The organism is Bradyrhizobium sp. BLXBL-01 (genome assembly GCF_051853025.1).
Lineage (GTDB): Bacteria > Pseudomonadota > Alphaproteobacteria > Rhizobiales > Xanthobacteraceae > Bradyrhizobium.
In genome coordinates, this window is sequence record NZ_CP182471.1 from 5,507,864 (window position 1) to 5,528,041 (window position 20,178).

18 protein-coding genes are annotated in these 20,178 nt (G+C 66.3%); 4 read left to right on the plus strand and 14 right to left on the minus strand.

Translation table 11 applies throughout. The features are described 5' to 3' along the window. Positions 1-3: 3 nt before the first annotated feature. Positions 4-831 carry a formate dehydrogenase accessory sulfurtransferase FdhD gene (gene fdhD / locus ACNJYA_RS25660; protein ID WP_439400933.1) on the plus strand — a complete coding sequence of 276 codons (828 nt, stop codon included), beginning with the start codon at positions 4-6 and terminating at the stop codon, positions 829-831. Further along, the gene (locus ACNJYA_RS25665) at positions 821-1,054 is read left to right on the plus strand and encodes a formate dehydrogenase subunit delta (protein WP_172784251.1); all 234 of its coding nucleotides are present in this window, start codon (positions 821-823) and stop codon (positions 1,052-1,054) included. Before fdhD ends, ACNJYA_RS25665 begins: the two co-directional genes overlap by 11 nt. Here ACNJYA_RS25665 and ACNJYA_RS25670 read toward each other — a convergent pair. The 14 genes from ACNJYA_RS25670 to ACNJYA_RS25735 form a co-directional block, all read right to left on the minus strand. Next, the gene (locus ACNJYA_RS25670) at positions 1,029-3,998 is read right to left on the minus strand and encodes a bifunctional [glutamine synthetase] adenylyltransferase/[glutamine synthetase]-adenylyl-L-tyrosine phosphorylase (protein WP_439400934.1); all 2,970 of its coding nucleotides are present in this window, start codon (positions 3,996-3,998) and stop codon (positions 1,029-1,031) included. The genes ACNJYA_RS25665 and ACNJYA_RS25670 overlap by 26 nt on opposite strands. Beyond that, the gene (locus tag ACNJYA_RS25675) at positions 3,995-5,455 is read right to left on the minus strand and encodes an ATP-binding protein (RefSeq protein WP_439400935.1); all 1,461 of its coding nucleotides are present in this window, start codon (positions 5,453-5,455) and stop codon (positions 3,995-3,997) included. Before ACNJYA_RS25675 ends, ACNJYA_RS25670 begins: the two co-directional genes overlap by 4 nt. Further along, positions 5,439-6,119 (minus strand): response regulator transcription factor, encoded by a 681-nt coding sequence (locus ACNJYA_RS25680; protein WP_036035209.1) that lies wholly within the window; start codon positions 6,117-6,119, stop codon positions 5,439-5,441. The genes ACNJYA_RS25675 and ACNJYA_RS25680 overlap by 17 nt, the downstream gene beginning before the upstream one ends. 275 nt (positions 6,120-6,394) lie before the next feature. Next, the gene (locus ACNJYA_RS25685) at positions 6,395-7,975 is read right to left on the minus strand and encodes a Do family serine endopeptidase (RefSeq protein ID WP_212256912.1); all 1,581 of its coding nucleotides are present in this window, start codon (positions 7,973-7,975) and stop codon (positions 6,395-6,397) included. A 221-nt stretch (positions 7,976-8,196) separates the two neighbouring features. Continuing rightward, entirely contained in the window at positions 8,197-9,540 is a 1,344-nt protein-coding gene (locus ACNJYA_RS25690) for a methyl-accepting chemotaxis protein (protein ID WP_212256913.1), read from the minus strand. Positions 9,541-9,656: 116 nt separating this feature from the next. Then, positions 9,657-10,151, minus strand: a complete 495-nt coding sequence (locus ACNJYA_RS25695; protein WP_212256914.1) for a cytochrome c-type biogenesis protein — start codon at positions 10,149-10,151, stop codon at positions 9,657-9,659. 4 nt (positions 10,152-10,155) lie between these two features. Further along, on the minus strand, positions 10,156-12,138 hold the full coding sequence (locus tag ACNJYA_RS25700; protein ID WP_212256915.1) for a heme lyase CcmF/NrfE family subunit: 1,983 nt from the start codon (positions 12,136-12,138) through the stop codon (positions 10,156-10,158). After that, a complete protein-coding gene (gene ccmE, locus ACNJYA_RS25705; protein WP_172784244.1) occupies positions 12,135-12,668 on the minus strand; it encodes a cytochrome c maturation protein CcmE in 534 nt (177 codons plus the stop codon). The genes ACNJYA_RS25700 and ccmE overlap by 4 nt, the downstream gene beginning before the upstream one ends. A 37-nt stretch (positions 12,669-12,705) precedes the next feature. Then, on the minus strand, positions 12,706-13,812 hold the full coding sequence (gene ccmI / locus ACNJYA_RS25710) for a c-type cytochrome biogenesis protein CcmI (protein ID WP_439363707.1): 1,107 nt from the start codon (positions 13,810-13,812) through the stop codon (positions 12,706-12,708). 132 nt (positions 13,813-13,944) lie between these two features. Then, on the minus strand, positions 13,945-14,214 hold the full coding sequence (locus ACNJYA_RS25715; RefSeq protein WP_172784242.1) for a hypothetical protein: 270 nt from the start codon (positions 14,212-14,214) through the stop codon (positions 13,945-13,947). A 100-nt stretch (positions 14,215-14,314) separates the two neighbouring features. Further along, on the minus strand, positions 14,315-15,715 hold the full coding sequence (locus ACNJYA_RS25720) for a hypothetical protein (RefSeq protein ID WP_212256917.1): 1,401 nt from the start codon (positions 15,713-15,715) through the stop codon (positions 14,315-14,317). 160 nt (positions 15,716-15,875) lie between these two features. Beyond that, positions 15,876-17,252, minus strand: a complete 1,377-nt coding sequence (locus ACNJYA_RS25725) for a sensor histidine kinase (protein WP_212256918.1) — start codon at positions 17,250-17,252, stop codon at positions 15,876-15,878. A 108-nt stretch (positions 17,253-17,360) separates the two neighbouring features. Continuing rightward, complete coding sequence (locus ACNJYA_RS25730; RefSeq protein ID WP_036035233.1) at positions 17,361-18,035, minus strand: response regulator transcription factor; 675 nt, start codon at positions 18,033-18,035, stop codon at positions 17,361-17,363. Between the two features lie 241 nt (positions 18,036-18,276). Further along, complete coding sequence (locus tag ACNJYA_RS25735) at positions 18,277-18,432, minus strand: hypothetical protein (RefSeq protein WP_162832009.1); 156 nt, start codon at positions 18,430-18,432, stop codon at positions 18,277-18,279. Between the two features lie 230 nt (positions 18,433-18,662). Here ACNJYA_RS25735 and ACNJYA_RS25740 point away from each other — a divergent pair, with 230 nt between their 5' ends. Next, complete coding sequence (locus ACNJYA_RS25740; RefSeq protein WP_439363708.1) at positions 18,663-19,655, plus strand: Ku protein; 993 nt, start codon at positions 18,663-18,665, stop codon at positions 19,653-19,655. Positions 19,656-19,714: 59 nt separating this feature from the next. Then, positions 19,715-19,951, plus strand: coding sequence for a hypothetical protein (locus tag ACNJYA_RS25745; protein ID WP_172784238.1), 237 nt, complete (start codon positions 19,715-19,717; stop codon positions 19,949-19,951). The last annotated feature ends 227 nt before the right edge of the window (positions 19,952-20,178 follow it).

A 20,178-nucleotide genomic window follows, 5' to 3' on the forward strand; every position in this document is an offset into this window, starting at 1 on the left:
CGCATGCACGTAGCAGTCCATGCCATCGATCGCGACATCTGGCGCAACGGCGCAGCCTCGGAAGGAACGCGTTTCGTTCCCGAGGAGACGCCGCTGGCGCTCACCTATAATGGCGGCACCTACGCCGTCATGATGGGGACGCCGCAGAACCTGGAGGATTTTGCGATCGGCTTCAGCGTGAGCGAAGGCATCGTCAAGTCGGTCGACGACATCAAGTCGCTCGAAATGGTCCGCCTCGACGACGGCATCGAGCTGCGCATGTGGCTCGCGTCGGAAGATGCCGCGCACATCAACCAGCGCCGCCGCCACATCGCAGGTCCCACCGGCTGCGGCATTTGCGGCGTCGAGTCCATCGCCGAAGCGGTGCGGCCCGCGGCGATCGTCCCGAACGGGCAGACCTTCACGCCCGAGCAGGTCATGGCGGCGATGCAGGCCATCGCGCCGCTGCAATCGATCAATCTGCAGACGCGCGCCGTTCACGCCGCCGCGTTCTGGTCTCCTACAGGCAAAATCGTCGCGCTGCGCGAGGATGTCGGCCGCCACAACGCGCTCGACAAGCTCGCTGGCGCCCTCGCCCGCAGCCGCAACGAGCCGCGCGGCGGCATGGTGCTGCTGACGAGCCGCGTCTCGGTCGAGATGGTGCAGAAGACCGCCGCGATCGGCGCGCCGGTGATGGTCGCCGTATCCGCGCCGACCGCACTCGCGGTGCGCACGGCGGAGGCCGCCGGCATCACGCTGATCGCCATTGCCCGCCAGGACGGGTTCGAAGTGTTTTCGCATGGCGGCCGGATCGTCGTGCGCCATGCCACGGAGGTTGCCGATGTCGCCTGACCGCCTGATCTACATGGCCAACCAGATCGGCAAGTTCTTCGGCAGCCAGGGCCATGACAAGGACGTGCCTGGTATTGCCGAGCACATCAGGAAGTTCTGGGATCCCCGCATGAAGCGCGCGATCTTCGCCCATCTCGATGCCGGCGGTGCCGGCCTGGAGCCCAACGTGCGCGAGGCCATTACGGCGCTGAAGCAGGCTATGACCCTTCCAGCAGCGCCCTGAATACGCGCCGCACCTCGCTTTGCGTCTCCTTCACCCGTGCCTCGAGCGAGGAGAAATCCGGCGCGTCGCCGGCGCGCGCCATGACGCGCTGCAGGTCGGTGCCGGCGGTTTCCGGCTTGAAGCGCTCGCTGACGCAGAGGCGCAGGATCTGGGTGAGGTCGTGATAGAGCCGCGCCGCGGCCCGCAGGATCTCCGTCTCCGATTGCGCGAGCACGCCGATCCTGCAGGCATTCTCCAGCACCTGCAGCGTGCTGACGTCGAGAATCTCGGGCTTGTCGTGCGCATGCACGAGCTGGAGATATTGCGCGATGAAATCGATATCGACCATGCCGCCGGCGGCGTGCTTGAGATCCCAGCAATCGGCCTCGCCCTTCTCCTGCGCGATTGCGCGCCGCATGTCGGCGACGTCGTTGGCGGTGATGGCGGGGTCGCGGCGGCGAGTCAGGACATCGCGGATGACGCGCTCGATCCGTTCCCGGAATTCGGGCGACGCCGACACCACGCGCGCACGCGTTAGCGCCATGTGCTCCCAGGTCCAGGCCTCGTTGGCCTGGTAGTCCGCGAACGAGGTGAGGCTCGAGGCCACCGGGCCCGCGCGTCCCGAGGGCCGCAGCCGCATGTCGATCTCGTAGAGCACGCCGTAATTGGTGCGTGTCGTGAAGGCGCTGATCAGGCGCTGGGTCAGCCGCGCAAAATAATGCGCACCCTGCAGCGATTTCGTCCCATCGGAGTCAGGATTGTCGCTGTCGAAATCGTAGAGCAGGATCAGGTCGAGATCGGACGAGGCCGTCATCTCGCGGCTGCCGAGCCGGCCCATCGCGATGATCGCGGTCTCCTGGCCCTTGATCCGGCCGTGCTGGGCGGCAAAGCGGTCGGCGACGAGGCCGTGCACGGTGTGGACGATTCCCTCCGCGACGTCGGCGAAGGCCGTGCTCGCCTGCTGCGCCGAGACGGTGCCGGAGAGAATGCGCGTGCCGATCAGGAACAGGCTCTCCTGCCCGAACAGGCGCAGGCGATCGAGGAACTCCTCGTATGAACCGGCGTCCTGCACCGTTGTCGCGAGCCGCCCCGACAATTCCTGCCTGTCGGGCATGGCCCCAAAGAAGCGCGGATCGATCAGGCCGTCCATGAGCTGAGGCTGCCGCGCCAGCATGTCGCCGAGCCGGGGCGCTGCTCCCAGCACCAGCGCCACCAGCGCGACGAGATCGCGGTTCTGGCCGAGCAGCGTGATCAGCCGGCCACCCCGCTGCAGCGCCCCGAGGAAGTGATCGAACGAAACAACGGCGCGATCCGGCTCTTCGGCATGGGCAAGGCCGTCGATCAGGGCCGGCACGAACTCGACGAAGGCGCTTCGCGTCGCCTCAACGCGGAAGACGCGATAATCGCCGGTGATCCAGTCGCGCACCGTCTGCGCGACCGCGGCCGGCTTCTTGAAGCCGAGCGCCGCCAGGTGCTGCAGCAGGCGCGGATCGTCGGGGCCCGCACCGTAGTCGAGCGCCGGCAGCTTGGCCGTGCCGGTGGGGTCGTCGCCCTCGAACAGTTTTTCGTAGTGGCCCTGGACGATCTGGAGCTGGTGCAAGAGGTCGCGCGCAAAGGCCTCGCGATTCTGATAGCCGAAGAACCATGCGAAGCGCTCGACCGCCTGCTTGTCCTCGGGCAGCGTGTGGGTCTGCTCGTCGGCGATCATCTGCAGGCGATGCTCGACCCGGCGCAGGAATTCGTAGGCGGTCGTCAGCTCGTCGCGCGCCGCCGCAGTGATCCAGTTGCTGGAGGCGAGCACGTCGAGCGCCTTCAGCGTCGGCCGCACCCGCAATTCCGGATGGCGGCCGCCGGCGATCAATTGCTGGGTCTGCGCGAAGAACTCGATCTCACGAATGCCGCCGCGCCCGACCTTGACGTTGTGGCCCTCCACCGCGACCTCGCTCTGGCCGCGATAGGTCTGCATCTGCCGCTTCATGTCGTGCACGTCGGCAAGTGCTGCGAAATCGAGATGCTTGCGCCAGACGAACGGGGCGATCTCGGCGAGCAATGCCTCGCCCGCTTTGGGATCGCCGGCACAGGCCCGCGCCTTGATCATCGCGGCGCGCTCCCAGGTGCGCCCTTCCCGCTCGTAATAGTTCAGCGCGGCGTCCCGCGAGATCGCCACCTGCGTCGAGGACGGGTCGGGCCGCAGCCGCAGATCGACGCGGAAGACGTAACCGTCATAGGTGCGCTGCTGCAGGATGCGCGCCATGCCTTGCGTCACGCGGACGAAGAACGGCTGCGGTTCGATATCGGGCGCGAGGGTCGTCGCATCGGGATCGAAGAACACGATCAGATCGATGTCGCTGGAATAGTTCAGCTCGCCCGCGCCCATCTTGCCCATCGCGAGCACGATCAGGCCGCAGCCCTCTTCGGGTGCTTCGGGATTGGGCGGTGAGAGCTTGCCGCGTGCGGCTTCCTGCCGCAGCAGATATTGCAGCGCCGCCTGCACCGAGGACACCGCGACATCGGTCAGTGCCGCCGTCACCCGCATCACCGGCCAGACACCGCCGATGTCGCACAGCGCGATCAGGAGCGCAGCTTCCGCCTTCATGCGGCGGAGCAGCCGCATCACCTCGGCCTCATCCGAGGCCGCGAGCACCGCGCTGCGCGCCTCCGCGACCAGCGCCGCCAGATGCACATCCGGATCGCAGTCGAGCAGCCGGATCAGGCGCAAGGCATCGGCGCGCACGAGATCGAACAGATAGGGTGAAAATTCCGCGATCCCGGCGAGGATGTCGCGGGCGAAGGGATGGCCCAGGTGCGTTTCGAGACGGGCCGATTGTGCCGGCTCGAGCTCAGCCAGCCAGCTTTCGAAACGGCCTTCGTCGATTGCGGAAGCGGCAATATGGGGAGCCTCCGCGAAGCGTGCGGCCAGCCTCTCACCATGCTTGTCCGCGTTTCCCGGCGCGGAGTGGTTCATGCCACCTTCTGTGGCACATCCGGTATTGGCGGAGCAACCCTGTCGCCGGCACCCGCGCGCGCCGGCAGCACGAGCGTGGCGACGAGGCCGGGATGGGCATCGCCCAAGCGCAATTCGCCGCCGTGCAACGTCGCAACCGCCGAGGCGAGGCTGAGGCCGAGGCCCGAGCCCGGCAGCGTGCGGCTGGCCTCCAGCCGCACGAATCGCTCGATGACGTGCTTGCGATCCGCTTCGGGGATCCCCGGACCACGATCGGTGACGCTGAGCAGCACGTGGTCGCCATCGCGCCTCGCCTCGATCGTGATTTGCCTTGCGTCCATGCTGACCACGGTTCCCGCGGTCGGTGCCGCGGGCTTGCCGTATTTGATCGCGTTCTCGACGAGATTGGCGAGCGCCTGGCTGATCAGCTCCCGATTGGCATGAACCGGTGTCGGCTCGCACCTGACCTTCAAGGTCATGCCGTCGTCCTCGGCGAGCGGCTCGTAGAGCTCGTGGATGCCCTCCGCGACCTCCGCGGCGTCGAAGTCGTCCATGTTGCCCCGCGCTTGTCCGGATTCCGCCCGCGCGATCATCAGAAGCGCGTTGAAGGTCCGGATCAGCCCGTCGGACTCCTCGATGGTCCGCTCCAGCGCGGCGCGATAATCCGCCTCGCAGCCCGATTTCGCCAGCGCCTCCTCGGCGCGATTGCGCAGCCGCGTCAGCGGCGTCTTGAGGTCGTGGGCGATGTTGTCGGAAACCTCCTTCAGCCCCGCCATCAGCGCCTCGATCCGCTCCAGCATGGCGTTGAGGTTCTCGGCGAGGCGGTCGATCTCGTCGCCGCTGCGCCCCACGGGCAGGCGCTCGCTGAGATCGCCGGTCATGATGCGCTGCGCCGTACCGGTCATCGCGTCGATGCGCCTCAGCACCCGCCGTGCGACGAAAATGCCGCCGCCGAGGCCGAGCACGACGACGATCAGCACCGAAAACTGCGCCGCCTTGGCGACGATGCCGAACAGGCGCCGCCGCTCGGCAAGGTCGCGGCCGATCAGAAGCCGGAAGCCGTTCTCCAATTCGGTGACGCGCACCAGCGCGCGATGATCGCGGTCATCACTGTCCTCGATCCGCCGGTAGGCCGTCTCCGACCAGCCGCGCGTCGCCAATACCCCCGGCGCCAGCGAGCCGACATTGCCGGCAATCGCCTGGCCCGTCGGCGTGGTCACGAGGTAGAGGTTGGCGCCCGGCCGCAGTGCGCGGTACTCGATCGTGCGCACCAGGCGAACCATGCCGCCGCGGCCGTAGATCTCGTTGATCTCCGAGGTCTCGGCATTGACCGTCTGCGTGATCTCCTCGGTGATCAGCCGCCGCGTGTTCCAGGCGAAATAGGCCAGCAGCGAAGCCGCGAACATCGCGAACAGCAGCAGATAGACCAGCGTCAGCCGGAACGCCGTGGTGCGGACGAGTTTACCGAATGCCGTCACGGATCATATATCCCGCGCCGCGGATCGTGTGCAGCAGCGGCCGCTCGAAGCCCTTGTCGATCTTGGAGCGCAGCCGCGAGATGTGCACGTCGATGACGTTGGTCTGCGGATCGAAATGATAATCCCAGACGTTCTCCAGCAGCATGGTGCGCGTCACCACCTGGCCGGCGTGCTTCATCAAATATTCGAGCAGACGGAATTCGCGCGGTTGCAGCGTCAGCTCGTCCTTGCCGCGGGCGACGCGATGCGAGAGCCGATCGAGTTCGAGATCACCGACACGATAGAGCGTCTCTTCGGCGGGACCGCCGCGGCGGCGCGACAGCACTTCGACGCGGGCCAAGAGCTCGGCGAAGGAATAGGGTTTTGGCAGATAATCGTCGCCGCCGGCGCGCAGGCCCTTGATGCGGTCATCGACCTGCCCGAGCGCGGAGAGAATCAGCACCGGTGTGGTGTTGCCCTTGTCGCGCAAGGCGCCGATCAGGGACAGGCCGTCGCGCTTGGGCAGCATGCGGTCGACCACCAGCACGTCGTACTCGCCGTTCTCGGCCATGGCGAGGCCTTCCTCGCCGTCGGCGGCGTGGTCGGCGATGTGTCCGACCTCGCGAAACGCCTTGGCCAGGTAGTCGGCGGATTCGCGGTCGTCTTCGATGATGAGGAGGCGCATCGTGCGTTCGGCGGCGATCAAGGAGGTCAACCTTCTCTAAACATGGCGCGGGCGGCAATCGCATGCAAGCCGAGCGGGAGAAGCTCGAAGCGGGAAAAAGGCGGGCGGTGAAGCTGGGGGGACCTCACCGCCCTAGGCCTTCCGACGGAGGGGGGCGTAATTCCACCGGAAGGTAGACGAGGGAAGCCAGCTTTGCGCTGCTTCCCCGAAGGGCGCCGACGGCGGGGGCGACTGATGCCGGCGACACCCTTCATCTCGTGGGCCTCCTGAAGGCCTCAGCCCTTGGCGAGGGGCACCGCGACGAAGCGCGACTGGCCGCCGCTCTTCACGCGCATCAGGACGCTGTTCTTGTTGTCGGTCCGCGCCGCGTTGATGGCGTCGCGGACTTCGCCGGCGGTCGCCACGCTCTTGCCGCCGACCTCGAGGATCACGTCGCCTTCCTTGAAGCCGCGTTCGGCCGCGGCGCTCTTCGGATCGACTTCGGTGACCACGACGCCTTCCTTGCCGGCGCCGGCCACGGAATTGGCGGGCGCAACGGTCATGCCGAGCTTCGGCACGTCGGTGCCCTTGCTGGCGCCCTTGCCGCTGTCATTGTCGGTGTCGGCCTTGGCCTCGACCGTGTTCGGCAGCTGGCCGAGGGTGAGGTTGATGACCTTGTCCTGGCCCTTGTGCAGCACGTTGAGCTTCACGGACGCGCCGGGCGCCATGCCGCCGATGGTACGGGCGAGCTCGCGGGCATCCTTGACGGGTTCGCCGTTGACCGCCGTGATCACGTCGCCGGACTCGATGCCGGCCTTCGCCGCCGGACCGTTCGCCTGCGGCTCCGCCACCAGCGCGCCTTCGGCCTTCTTCATGCCGAGGCTGTCGGCGATGTCGGACGTGACGGGCTGGATCTGCACGCCGATCCAGCCGCGGCTGACCGAGCCCTTGTCCTTGAGCTGCGCGACCACGCTCTTGACCGTGTTGGCCGGAATCGAGAACGCGATGCCGACGCTGCCGCCGGAGGGCGAGTAGATCGCGGTGTTGACGCCCATCACCTCGCCGTTGGTGTCGAACGCAGGACCGCCGGAATTGCCCTTGTTCACGGGCGCGTCGATCTGGATGAAATCGTCATACGGACCGTTGCCGATGTCGCGGCCGCTGGCGGAGACGATGCCCGCGGTCACGGTGCCGCCGAGACCGAAGGGATTGCCGACCGCGAGCACCCAGTCGCCGATCCGCGGCTTGCTATCCGCAAGCTTGGCGAACGGGAAGTTGGTGCTGCCCTCGACCTTGATCAGCGCGAGGTCGGTGCGCTGGTCGGTGCCGATCACCTTGGCGGTGTAGGTCTTGCCATCGTCGGTGGTGACCTCGACCTTGTCGGCGCCGTCGACCACGTGGTTGTTGGTCACGGCGTAGCCGTCAGCCGAGATGAAGAAGCCGGAGCCCTGGCCCTGCACGACGCGGCCACGACCGCCGCCCTTCAGGCCTGGGATGCCATCCGGACCGCCGAAGCGGCGGAAGAAACGCTCCATCGGCGAGCCCGGCTGGAACGGCGAGGACGAATCGTCGCCGTCATCGTTGCTGGCGGTCTTCTCCTTGATGTTGACCTTGACCGAGATCACCGAGGGCTTCACGCGCTCGACGATGTCGGCAAAGCCGATGGGACGCTCGACCTTGCGGACCTCGTTGTTGACCTGCGCATGCGCCGGGCTGGAAAACAGGTCGGCCGGCGACGTCGACGGGCTGAAGCCATAAACGGCCGCGCCGAGACCGGCGACGACCGAGGCCATCAGCGCGAACTTGCGCGCGGAAAACACCGACCGGCGCGGCTGCCGGTAGGACGGGAGGTTCGAGAGGTCGATACGATCGTTCATGCAGAAATCTCCAGGGCCCTGAATTCCTTTTGGTGCCGGATGTCGGCACCTTGCGGACCTGAAGATGGGGACTCCCGCCTTACCGCGCGCTGGCGGCGGGGTTAAACTTTCGTAATGAACGGACGAAGCGGATGCGGCAGTTTAGCACAGGCCGAAAATCATGGTCTTACAGGAACTTAATCGAGTTCCGCTGACTAAGCGGCGGGCGCGATTTCTCCCCCTCAGCTCGCCCTGACACTGACGATGAACTCGTCGACTTCGCGCTTCAAGGTCTCGGCCTGCTGCGACAGATCGACCGCCGAATCCCTGGCCTCGGCCGCCATGCGGCCGGTTTCGGCGGAGGTGGAGGTGATCTGGACGATATGGTTGGAGACGTCGAGGGTTCCGCGCGCGGCGTCCTGGGCGCTGCGCGTGATCTCCTGCGTGGCGTTGCGCTGCTGGGCGGTGTCGATCTCGATGCCCGACATGATGGACGAGATCTCCGACAGCGTCTTGGAAATGCCGTCAATCGCGCCGCGGGTCTCCGCGGTGATGCCCTGAATGCTGGCGACATGCGAGGTGATCTCCTCCGTCGCCTTGCTGGTCTGATGCGCCAAATTCTTCACTTCCGAGGCGACCACCGCAAATCCCTTGCCCGCTTCGCCGGCCCGTGCCGCCTCGATGGTGGCGTTGAGCGCCAGGAGATTGGTCTGCGATGCGATCGCCTGCACGAGCTGGACGACCTCGCCGATCTTTTCGGCGGCATCCGACAGCGTGTGAATGGTATCGCGGCTCTTCTCGGCCTGGCTTGCGGCGCCTTCGGCGCGCTGGGTCGCGTCCGTGACGCGGCGGCTGATCGTGCCGATCGAATTCGTCATCTCCTCGGCAGAGCCTGCGACCGTCTGCACGCTGGCGCTGGCCTGACCCGCAGCGCTCGCCACCGCATTGGCCTTGGTGCTGGTGTCGTTGGCGGTCCGCGACAGCGTCTCCGCGTTGGTCTTCAGATGCACGGCCGATGACGCCACGCTGGCGACCACGCTGGCGACGAGATCGTTGAAGCGCTTGATCCTGTTATCGAGGAATTTCGACCGCTCGGCCTGATGCTGCGCTTCATGCAGTTGCTGCTCGGAGAGGCGGCGCCGCTCGATGCCGTTGGTCTTGAACACCTCCAGCGCACCGGCAAGCAGGCCGATCTCGTTGCTGCGGCCGAGCCCCGGAACGGAGGTGTCGAATTTCTGATCGGCAACCTCGCGCATGGCATGGACGATGGCCGCCAGGGGATTGAGGATGCCGTTGCGCACGGCGAACCAGGTGGTGAAGCAGATCGCGAAAGCGACGACGGCGATCACGCCGCAGGCGACCAGGAAATAGGAGAACGCGGTCTGCGCCTGCTGGTAGATCTGCATGGCATGGTCGCGCGCCGGGCCGCTCAGTGCGGCGAAGTCCGAGGACAGGCTGGTGATCTCGTTGTTGAGATAGAGCACCGCGATGAAGCCGGTGCCGCCGCCGATGCCAAGCAGGAACAATAAAGCAGCGACGACGGCGCCGACCAGGAAGCGGATCGTCAGATTGCTGTTCGCGAACATCGGGGGACTCAGGAGCTGGGATCAGATCTCGCGACAAGCTTCCAGACAAAGGTCAATTTAGCATGAACCACGCAGCCGCTGCCGCGGCCTACGTGGCACCACGTAGCTCGACGGCTTCAGGACGACTTGGTTTCAGGACGACTTGGTTCGTCCGACATCAAGGCCGCGAGCCGCGCCTGTTCGTCGGGCGTGAGCGGCGGGGCCGGTACGTCCACACCGCTTCGCGCGCGACGGCGGATTTGCAGCCACAACGCCAGGCCGCCGCCAAGCAGCAGCACCGGCCCGAGCAGCCACAGCAGCAGGGTCTGCCGCTCGAAGCGCGGCTTGAGCAGCACGAACTCGCCGTAGCGCGCCACCAGGAAGTCGAGCACCTGCGAATTGCTGTCGCCGGCCGCGATGCGCTCGCGCACCAGCAGGCGCAGGTCGCGTGCCAGCGGCGCATCGGAATCGTCGATCGACTGGTTCTGGCAGACCATGCAGCGAAGCTCGCGCGACAATTCGCGCGCGCGCGATTCCTTCACCGGGTCCGACATGATCTCGTCGGGCTGCACCGCGTGGGCCGCCGGCAAAGCCAGCAGCAGCGCGATGAACGCGGCCATCATCCAGCGCATCGGATCATTCCGCGGGCTGCAGGCGCTGCTTGGCCCGTGCCGGCTTCGGCGCGCCGACCCGCAGGCGGCGGTCGGAGAGCGAGAGCACGCCGCCGAACGCCATCAGCACCGGCCCCCACCAGATCAAGAGGACCAGCGGCTTGTGATAGATGCGCACGGCGATGGCGCCTTCGGCGGTGGCATCGCCGAGCGAGACGTAGAGCTGGCTCGCGCCGCGCGTCAGCAGCGCCGCCTCGGTGGTCGAGGAGCCGCGCGTGGTGAAGCTGCGCTTGGACGGCGTCATCACCGTGACCACCTCGCCATCGCGGCTGATCTTGAACTCGGCGATCATCTCGCGGTAATTCGGGCCCTGGCGTTGAAACAGCCCGTCGAGCTTCAGGTCGTAGCCGGCGACGTGGGCGACGTCGTTCGGCTTCATGGTCGCGATGTATTCGCTGTTCCAGGTGGTCTCGCAGACGATCCCGATCAGCGCGACGCCGAGGCCGGCATGCGCGAATGCGGTGCCCCAGGCCGAGCGCGGCAGGCCGCGCGCCCGGTGCAGCACCGTTGCGAACGGCAGGCGCACCAGGCCGGTCCGTTCGACGAGGTCGGTGACGGCGCCGGCAATGACGAAGACGCCGAGCCCGATCGCGAGCGGCGCCAACGCGCTGCCGCCCCGCACCCAGGCCCAGACGATGGCGACCACGACCAGCCCGGCAACGCCGGCCGCGAGCAGGCGCTGCATCACGCCGAGCAGGTCGCCGCGTTTCCACGCCAGCATCGGCCCGAATGGCACCGCGAGCAGCAGCAGCGCGAACAGCGGCGCGAAGGTGAGATTGTAGAAGGGCGCGCCGACCGACATCTTGAAATCGGCGAGCATCTCCATCGCCAGCGGATAGAGCGTGCCGAACAGCACGACGGCGCAGGCGACGGTGAGCAGCAGATTGTTCAGCACCAGCGCGCCCTCGCGCGAGATTGGCGCGAACAGGCCGCCCTGCTTCAGCGAGGTGGCGCGGCCCGCGAACAGCGACAGGCTGCCGCCGATGAACAGGCAGAGGATCAGCAGGATGAACACGCCGCGGGTCGGATCGGTCGCGAAGGCGTGCACCGAGGTGATGACGCCCGAGCGCACCAGGAAGGTGCCGAGCAGCGACAGCGAGAAGGTCAGGATCGAAAGCAGGATGGTCCAGACCTTCAGCGCGTTGCGCTTCTCCATCACCAGCGCCGAATGCAAGAGCGCGGTGCCGGCGAGCCAGGGCATTAGCGAAGCGTTCTCGACCGGATCCCAGAACCACCAGCCGCCCCAGCCGAGCTCGTAATAGGCCCAGTACGAGCCCATGGCGATGCCGAGGGTCAGGAAGATCCAGGCGACCAGCGTCCAGGGCCGCACCCAGCGCGCCCAGGCCGCATCGATCCGGCCCTCCATCAGCGCCGCAATGGCGAATGAGAACGAGATCGAGAAGCCGACATAGCCGAGATAGAGCATCGGCGGATGCACGGCGAGGCCGATGTCCTGAAGCACCGGATTGAGGTCGCGTCCCTCGATCGGCGGGCTGGCGATGCGCAGGAACGGGTTCGACGTCATCAGGATGAACAGATAGAAGGCGCTGGCGACCCAGGCCTGTACGGCCAGCACGTGCGCACGCAGCGACAGCGGCAGATTGTTGCCGAAGCCTGCGACCAATCCGCCGAACAGCGCGAGGATCGACACCCACAGCAGCATCGAGCCTTCATGGTTTCCCCACACGCCGGTGATCTTGTAGAGCAGCGGCTTCATGGAGTGGGAATTCTCGTAAACGTTGGCGACCGAGAAATCCGAATACACGTGCAGCATCACCAGCGCCGTGAACGAGGCGCCGACGAACAGCAGCTGCGCCAGCGCGGTCGAGCGCGCCACGTTCATCAGGGCGGCGTCGCCGAGGCGCGCGCCGATCAGCGGCACGATGGACTGGATCAGGGCCAGAGCGAGTGCCAGCACCAGCGCGTAATGTCCGGACTCTGCGATCACCGCACCGCTCCCTGCGGATTGCCCTGCGCGGTCGCCGCGGGCCTGGCACCGGAGGCTTGGGTACCAGAGGCTTGGGTACCAGAGCCTTGGGCGCCGTAATCGTCCTTCCAGTGCCCCTGCTTCTTCAGGGCATCGGCGACGTCCTTGGGCATGTAGGTCTCATCGTGCTTGGCAAGCACGGTATCGGCCTTGAACACGCCGTTGGCGTCGAGCGCGCCTTCGGCGACGACGCCCTGCCCTTCGCGGAACAGGTCGGGCAGAATGCCCTTGTAGGCGACCGGCAGCTTGGCGTTGCCGTCGGCGACCTCGAACGTCACTGCGAGATTGTCGCCGCGCCGGAGCGAGCCGGGCTGCACCAGGCCGCCAAGGCGAAACCGCTTGCCGGCCTCGACATGCTTCTCGGCGACCATGGTCGGGGTCGAGAAGAACACGATGGAGTCGCGCAGGGCGTTGAGCACCAGCGCGGCCGCGAGCGCGAGCACGGCGAGCGATCCGCCGATGATGGTCATACGTCGCTGCTTGCGCGTCATGGCGTATCCGTTCTCCGCATCTCTCGTCCCGAAATCGTCATCCGCCGATCCCGAGAGTCCTCAGGCCTTCGTTGAGCTGGCGCAGCCGCTCGGCGTTGCTGGCAACCGCCTGCCGGGCATCGACTGACGCCCCCATTGCCTTGTCCCGCTCGCCCATCACCAGATAGGCGCGCACCAGACGCAGCCAGCCTTCGACATCGTCGCCGTTCTGCTTCAGCCGCGTCGCCAGACGATCGACCATGCCGCGCACCATGGCATTGCGATCGACTTCGGCCATGTCCTTGGAGGCAGCAACCGTCTCGTCGGACAGCGCGGGCATCGTGCCGCCCCCACCGACTCGCGCCAGCGAGGACTGCACCAGGGCACGCCACGGTGCGTCCGCAGGCGCTTTCGTAAGCAGCGCGCGCCAGATATTGGCCGCATCCTCCTTGCGCCCATCCTGCTCGGCGGCAAGACCCAGGAAATAATTCGCCTTGGGGTCGTCGGCGTTCAAGCCGCGTGCGCGCTCGAATTCGGCCTTGGCCTCCGCGGTCACCACGCCGCCGGCGGCGGCCGATATCGCTTCGCCGAGATCGGACCGGCGCTCCGCGCTCTCGCCATTGTAGGTGAGCGAGTTGCGATAGGCGCGCACCGCGTCGTCGAAGCGGCCGAGCCGCTCCAGAACCGGCGCGAGCACGTTCCAGCCGCGACCGTCCGTCGGATTCTTTTCCAGATGCTGCTCGACCTGCACGACGAGGTTCTCGAGCGACTGCGCCATGCCGGACCCTCGCTCCCGCTGCGCGAGGGGGAAGTCCTGCAGCCGGGGGGAGCCGAGCGGCATGTAGACGCCGATCGCAACGAGCGGCAGGCCGGCAAGCGCCAGCACGGCCGCCGCGCGGCGCCATTTGAGGTTCGACATCGGCGCCGTTGCCGGCTCGCTGGCCGCCGCCGCAAGCAGCCTGCGGCTGATCTCGACGCGCGCAGCCTCGGCTTCGGGCGCCAAGATCAACCCTGCGGCCAGATCACGCTCGATCTCGGCCAGCTGGTCCTTGTAGACCGCGACCTCGCTGCCCTGATCTTGCGCGCGGCTGGTGCGACCAAGCGGCCAGAGCACGGCGAAAATCGCCGCGACCGTCATCAGCGCGAACACGAACCATAGCGTCATCTGGCAAGCTTCCGGCGGCGCCTGAACCGCGCCTGTAGGTGCCTTTACACCACGGCCGGAGGATGCGGCAATTGACAATTGTCAATTCGGCGCGACCGGCATGTCGTCCCGAAAGGGTGAAAATCCAACGGCTTAGCCGATCTCGAAGTCGACACTTTGGGCGGCGTGCTCGCCGTGCCCGTCGAAGGCCTTCAGGAAGTATGTTCCCGGCTTGATCGCATCGGGCAATCTGATGCGCAGCGCTCCGACCGGAACCCTTGATGCAACCCTCGTGATGGTCTCAGGCAGCTGCCGATCGCTGGCCTTCTCGACCAGCACCACCTTGGCCCCAACCATCAGCCTTTGATACTTGGCCACGATGACGCGGTTCTCAATTTCGATCGAGCTGATAACGGGTTTCATGCGCCCACAGATAGAAATTCCCCGGACTTGCGGCGGGAGCGTAGGGCGCGCCACATGTGTCGTCAACCTCAAATTGTGATCAAAAAAAGATGCGCGCTGATCAACCCGCGCGCGACGATTTGCGCTCGCCCGTGAGTGCGTTTTCCGCGGCCCGGCTCATCAACGAGGCATAGTCGTCGCCGAACAGCACCTGGCAGAAGCGGATCGCGGCCTGCACCTGCTGCTGCCGATAGGTGCGGACCTTGTGATCGGCGGCGCGCAGCGACTGCACCAACTGCTCGGTCGAGCGTTCCACATATTGCTGGAGATCGGAATAGGTGCGCAGCGTCACCTCGTTGATCGCAAGCTCGCTCGCATAGTTGCGGCAAGTCGCGACGAAATCGATCAGCGCCACCGTCTCCTCGACTTCGGTGCTGTCGATCCGCGCGCCCGGCGGAATGTCCTTTTCGGGACGCTGGCGCAGGATGCGGCGGACGCGGCCGGGCACGCTGTCGATCTCGGATTGCAGCGCATTGGAGATGTCGGCCCGGATCGAGGTCAATTGCTTGCCCCAGGCGGAATCGTTGCGCAGGTCGAGCTCGGTGCGGAGGCCGCGCACGCCGTCGTGCAGCGTCTTGAGATTGCCGGCGACATTGTCGAAATGGCCGCGCTTGATGTCCATGCGCAGGATCGCGGCAACGCAGGACAGATCATGCAAGGCCATCGTGACGGCGATACCGTAGGGCGTCGCCGCGACGCGGATCTCGTCGTCGGATGCCGCTATCTTGACCGCAAGGCGGATGATCTGCCAGGGCGCGGTCATGCGCTGCACGACGATCGACAAGGCGAAAGGCAGCATCTGCGGCGTCTGAAGCGCTGGAATGTTGAGCGCCGACGTCACCGAGGCGATCTGAGGATCCCCGAAGGCCCGCAAGGTGCGCGGCAATTTCTCGTTCAACGTTGCGATGGCGTCCCGGACCTGGAGCACCGCACCGATCGAATAGAGATCCTCGATCACGTTGGGCGGGCCGACCCGGGCAAGCGCCCGCGACTTGTCGCCGCCGCCCGGCCCCGTCAGCTCGAAGATGGCATCCGCCGCCACGGCCTGAAGCTTCTGCGCCAGGGCCTCGACCTGCCCTGCACTGTCCGCCGGCATGCGCGCCAGCGCCGCCTCGAACTCGTTCACCTTGGCCGATGCGCCGTCTCGGCCAAGCCACTGCCAGATCGGCTGCAGCGAGGAGCGGCGAATCTGCCCGGCCCTGACGGGAGTGCCCGCCTCGACCAGGAACGGCTCCAACACCTGGAACAACAGCCGCGACAGATCGTCCGTACGCGGCGGCAAAGCCTCCTCGGCCTCGCTCTTGCGGACGATCTTGCGCAGCTGCTCGAGCACGAGGGTGGCCACCGCCGTGTCCTGGCCGCGCTCCAGCGCACGCTCGAACTCCCGCATCAGCAGCGCCTGCGACTGCGGCGGGAGCTGCGCGAGATATTCCCTCAGCCGCTCGATCGATGTCTGGCTCATGCGCCCGGGTAATGCACGGTAAAATGGCGGACATGGGATGGGTCCGGCACGATCATAGGAGGTCCCCACTTAAGAAGCCGTTTAGGAAGCCGCCTCGAATGCCCCCGCTTTTCCCTGGAGGAGCGTCGGCCATGCCGGAAACTGTCGTCGAAACAAGGGATTATAGGCCGGGAAGAACCAGCTCGGCGCGCAGGCCCCCAGTCGGCGCGCTGCCGAGCGAAAGGCTGCCGCCATAGAGGGCGGCGAGGTCGGTCACGATTGACAGTCCCAGCCCCGACCCCGGCTTGGATTCGTCGAGGCGCTGCCCGCGCCGGGCGACCTGGGCGCGCTCCGCTTCCGACAGGCCGCGGCCGTCGTCATCGACGATGACCCGCAAACGCGGGCCGGCGCCGGCCTTGGGGGGCGGCTCGACGAGGACCTCGATGAAGACGCGCGAGGCCGCCCATTTGCAGGCGTTGTCGACGAGATTGCCGACCATCTCCTCCAGATCCTGCCGCTCCCCCCGAAACCTGGCGGACGGATCGGCCTTGGCTTCGACCACAATCCCGCGGTCGCGATGGATCTTCTCCATGGTCCGCCGCAGCGCCTCGATGGCGGGCGCCACCTCCGTCACGGTCGCAACCACCGAGACCCGTGCCGCGATGCGGGCGCGCTCCAGATGATGGGCGACCTGGTCGCGCATCACATCCGCCTGCTCCATCACCTTCTCCGCGAATGGATCGGCCGCATGCGCGCTGGCTTCGTTGACGATCACCGAGAGCGGCGTCTTGATCGCATGAGCGAGATTGCCGACATGGGTGCGCGCGCGCTCGACGATCTCGCGATTGGCGTCGATCAGCGCGTTGGTCTCGCGCGCGAGCGGCGCGATCTCGACCGGGAATTCACCCTCGAGCCGTTCCGCCCGCCCGGAGCGGATGTCGGCGATCGATTCCGAGATGCGCTTGAGCGGCGCGAGGCCGAAGCGGACCTGGAACACGGTCGTCAGCAGCAGCACGATGCCGAGCGCGGTGAAGGTGCCGCCGAGGTAGTAGTCGAAGCTGCGCGTCTCGTCGAAGATCTCGGTGTCGTCCCCGGCGACGCTGACCAGAAATTTGCCGTCGGCGCCGAGATCGACCGGCCGTTCCACCATGCGCAGATTTTGCCCTTCCGGCCCGTCGACGTAAGCGAGGCGGATGCCGGCAGCGGTGAGCTCGGCGCCCTGCTCTTCCAGCTTCGGCAGCTTCTTGTCCCAGAGCGAGCGCGAGGAGCGCACTTCCGGCTTTTCGGTGTCGGTGCGGGTGATCTGCCAGTACCAGCCGGACAGCGGCAGCTCGAACAGCGGCTCGCCGAGCGACTGGAACTGGCGGTCCGGCGGCTCGTCGGGGGTGGCGACCTCGGCGATGAGGGTGCGCAGATAGAGATTGAGCCGGCGGTCGAAGGCGCGCTCGGTGGCGTTCTTGTAGACCGACGACAGCACGATTCCTGTGATGGCCAGGATCACCACGAGCCAGGCGGTCGCCGACAGGAACAGTCGGTTCGCAAGCGAGCTAGCGGCCATCGGAATGATCCCGGTCGGCGCAGGATGGCAGGTGGTTGGACGTCATGACCGGACCAAGGGCCCTGTTCGGCCTCCCGTCAAGCCAAGATACTTAAAGGCCGGAACGCCTCAAGCGCCCGGCGCCGGCGGCGGGGTCAGGAGATAACCGAGGCCGCGGACGGTCTGGATGATGTCGACGTCGAGCTTCTTGCGGATGCGGCCGACGAAGACTTCGATGGTGTTGGAGTCGCGGTCGAAATCCTGGTCGTAGAGATGCTCGACGAGCTCGGTGCGCGAGACCACCCGCCCGGAATGATGCATCAGGTAGGCCAGAAGCCGATATTCGTGCGAGGTCATCTTGACGGGATTGCCCGACACGCTGACCCGGCCGGTCCGGGTGTCGAGCGTAACCGGGCCGCAGGTCAATTCGCTCTGGGCATGGCCGGTGGAGCGGCGCAGCAGGGCGCGGATGCGCGCCAGCACCTCCTCCAGATGGAACGGTTTTGCCACGTAATCGTCGGCGCCGGCATCGAAGCCCTGCACCTTGTCGCTCCAGCGGTCGCGTGCGGTGAGGATCAGGACCGGCATGGTGCGGCCGTTGCGGCGCCAGGCCTCCAGCACCGAGATGCCGTCCTTCTTGGGCAGGCCGATATCGAGCACCACGGCGTCATACGGCTCGTTGTCGCCCAGATAGTGCCCCTCCTCCCCGTCGAAGGCCCGATCGACGACATAGCCGGCGTCGGTCAGCGCCTTGGTGAGCTGGCGATTGAGATCGGGGTCGTCCTCAACAACGAGCAGGCGCACGCTTCTCTCCAAAAATGGGCTGCCAGAACAGGCGAGTTGAACACCGCCAGAGATGAGCAATTCCGGCGTGAACCGAATATGAACGCGGGGAACCGGCCGACGTTACTTTTTGGTCATATACGACCTGCCGCGCGTAAATGCGACTGCGCCCACCATGCCGCCGGAGGAGCCGGCGGCATGGTGGGCGCAAGGTGCCGCATCGCGCGGCGAGCCGGAAGGTGCCGGCGTGCCTTGCCGGCCGTCAGGTCCGGAAGAACACGAACCAGACGACGGCGAGGATCAGGATCGCAAGCCCGGTCGAGATGGCGAGCAGCGCCGCCACCGAAGGCCCAGGCTCGCCCTGGCGCGCCTCGGTCGGAGTTTCGACGATCCGGTTCTGCTCTCGCGTGGTTGCCATGGTGACCTCAATCTGTGGCTGTCGCGTCGGATGGCCGCGACCTCCTCGCGGCGATGAACTGCCGGGGCAACGCGTCATCTCGGGCGATGTTCCGGGCCATGGGCCCGCCAGACGACGCGGTGCAGGCGACGATTAACGCCGTTGCAAGATTCCGCGTCGGCGCTTGCTATGATTCGCAACTGGGCGATGGTATCTTCAGGGCTTGTCCTCTGTTGCGTCTGGAGTAGCCCATGGCCCCCCGCGCCAATTGGAAGGGTTTTCTGCGTCTGTCGCTCGTGACCTGCCCGGTCGCGCTCTATCCGGCCACTTCGGATACCGAGAAGGTCTCGTTCAACCAGATCAACCGCAAGACCGGCCACCGCATCAAGTACCTCAAGGTCGACGCCGAGACCGGCGACGAGGTGACTTCCGAGGACATCGTCAAGGGCTACAAGGTCGACACCGACACGTACATCGAGGTCAGCAAGGACGAGCTGGACGACATCGCGCTCGACTCCACCCACACGATCGAGATCGACGAGTTCGTGCCCAAGGCCGACATCGACAACCGCTATCTGATCCGCCCCTACTACCTCGTGCCGGACGGCAAGGTCGGCCACGACGCCTATGCCGTGATCCGTGAGACCATCCGCAGCATGGACAAGGTCGCGATCGGCCGCGTGGTGCTGACCAACCGCGAGCACATCATCGCGCTGGAGCCGCTCGAGAACGGGCTGATGGGCACGCTGCTGCGCTACCCCTACGAGGTCCGCAGCGAGAAGGAATATTTCGACGACATCCAGGACGTGAAGCTGACGCGGGACATGCTCGACCTTGCCAAGCACATCGTCGAGAAGAAGTCCGGCGCGTTCGAGCCCGAGCTGTTCGAGGATCATTACGAGACCGCTCTGATCGATCTCATCAACAAGAAGCGCAGCGGCATGCCGATCACCGCCAAGGCCGCACCGAAGACCGGCGGCAACGTCATCAGCCTGATGGACGCGCTGAAGAAGAGCATCGCGAGCGAGAAGGAGGCTGCTCCCGCGGCGAAGGTCGCCAGGGACACGGCCAAGGAAAGCGCCAAGGCCAAGAAGCCGAAGAAGCGCGTCGAGGGCCAGCGCGAGATGCTTCTGCCGATCGCTGGCAAGGGCGGCAAGGACGCCGCGGCCAAGGCTGCGACCAACCCGAAGAAGGCCGCCGACAAGCCGGTGCGCGCCCCCGCGCGGGCAAAGAAGGCCGGCTAACAGCATCACACCCCGCGATCGCGCCGTGATGTCTCTCCTCGCCGATCGGCCGGTCTGACATGCCCTGGTCGACGGCGTTCGACGATCCCGTTCGCGTGAGCAACAAGCGCAAGCTGCTCACGCTTCAAGAGGCCGCCGACTACATCATGCAGCTGCCCGAGGACGCCCAGCACGAGGCGCATTGGCAGACCGCGATCGAGACCTTGATCAATGCGGCCGAGACCGGCGGCGGCTGGGTGATGTTCGCGCGCATCGCGATGTTGCGGGCGCTGAATGCGGACGGCCGGCGCGGATGAGCGCGATCGAGATGTCCTTGCCTGTTCGTTGACGAACAGGCTCAACAATCGGTTAAGGGCCACAGCACGGAGGGCAATGCCCGCGCGGGGCGGCCGATTTGACTTCATTTGGACGGAACTACGGAACCTTAATTTAATGAATGCCGTCGTAGGAGATAAGGTGCGATCGCCCTCGCTCGATTCATTTGGCGCGCACGAAGACTTATTCGATCGATTTGCAAGTCCGA